Genomic DNA, 1,181 nt, shown 5'->3' on the forward strand with positions numbered 1-1,181 from the left:
CCCTTCATGGTCAGCTGGCCGGGAACCATCCCCGGCGGAAAAGTAGTTAACGATCCGGTGATCTCGTTGGACATCCTGCCAACCTCACTGGCAGCTGCAGGAGAGGGGACCGTTCCTGAAATTCACGATGGCAAGAACCTACTTCCATGGCTCAAGGGCAAGGCGAAATGTCCGAATGACGAACTCTACTGGAGCTGGCGGGGCGAGTTCAACGCCATCCGCAGGGGAACGCTGAAGGAGGTGCGCAATGGCAAGCCGGTCAAGGCCATTGACGGCACACCGATCCCGAAACACAACTTTGTCGACCTCGCCACCAACCCGACAGAACTGGCTGGAAAAAAAGCCCTCCAGAGCCCGGAGAAGCAAGTGATGCTTTCTCGAAAGTTGGATGCTTGGATCGAAAAAGTCAAAAAAGATGCAACAATCCTGACTCCAATACATTAAAGGTAACCCATGAGAAATATTCGATTCTACAGTTTTATATGCTGGCTGTGCATGAGCGTTGGAGTATTCGCGCAGGACACGACGACGGTTAAGCCGGAGGATACAGGTAAGGTTCTGATCAACCCCGGTATGGGGTGGACTATGCACTTCTACTCCAACGTGGCACGCAACTATGGCTCTAAGCTTGAACCCTCTGATACGCTTGAGGATTTTCCAGGTGTCTCAACCGTCTACCTGCGTCTTCCCTGGGCATATCTTGAACCCGAAGAGGGCAAGTATAACTGGGCCATCTTCGATACTCCCGCGCAGCGCTGGATTGCAAAGGGAAAGAAGATTGCCCTGCGCATAACGTGTTCGGAGAACTGGATGACCTATGCCACCCCGAAGTGGGTGAAAGACGCCGGAGCCAAGGGCACTCATTACCAATATGGCAAAGGCAGAACCAAAGGCAAGGCCCGTGGGATCCGTTCTTCGACGATCCGATCTTTCTCAAGAAGCTTGAAACCTTTCTAGCTGCCTATGCCAAACGCTACGACGGCAATCCCAGCGTTGAGTTTGTCGATGTCGGCACCTACGGCCTCTGGGGCGAAGGACACACCCATGCCAGCAGCAGGCAGGACAAGATCGAGCTGCAGAAACTGCACATCGACCTGCACCTGAAGTATTTTAAGAAGACGCTTCTCTGCATCTCCGACGACTTTGCCGGGCACAACAAACCTGGCAAACGCTTCCCAATC

At 53.4% G+C, this 1,181-nt stretch carries 3 protein-coding genes; 2 read left to right on the top strand and 1 reads right to left on the bottom strand.

Annotated features, from left to right (window positions below; translation table 11 throughout):
* Both BSZ32_RS09975 and BSZ32_RS09980 read left to right on the top strand, forming a co-directional pair.
* The coding region (locus BSZ32_RS09975; protein WP_484592877.1) for a sulfatase/phosphatase domain-containing protein at positions 1-444 on the top strand (444 nt) is incomplete at its 5' end.
* 51 nt (positions 445-495) lie between these two features.
* Positions 496-957: a beta-galactosidase gene (locus BSZ32_RS09980; protein WP_105043279.1), complete on the top strand. Its 462-nt coding sequence runs from the start codon at positions 496-498 to the stop codon at positions 955-957.
* On the opposite strand, the gene BSZ32_RS09985 is transcribed toward BSZ32_RS09980, so the two are convergent.
* Positions 954-1,181: hypothetical protein (locus tag BSZ32_RS09985; RefSeq protein ID WP_165788768.1), on the bottom strand; the 228-nt coding region annotated here is incomplete at its 5' end. The two genes, BSZ32_RS09980 and BSZ32_RS09985, sit on opposite strands and share 4 nt — an antisense overlap.

Source organism: Rubritalea profundi (assembly GCF_002954445.1).
Lineage (GTDB): Bacteria > Verrucomicrobiota > Verrucomicrobiia > Verrucomicrobiales > Akkermansiaceae > Rubritalea > Rubritalea profundi.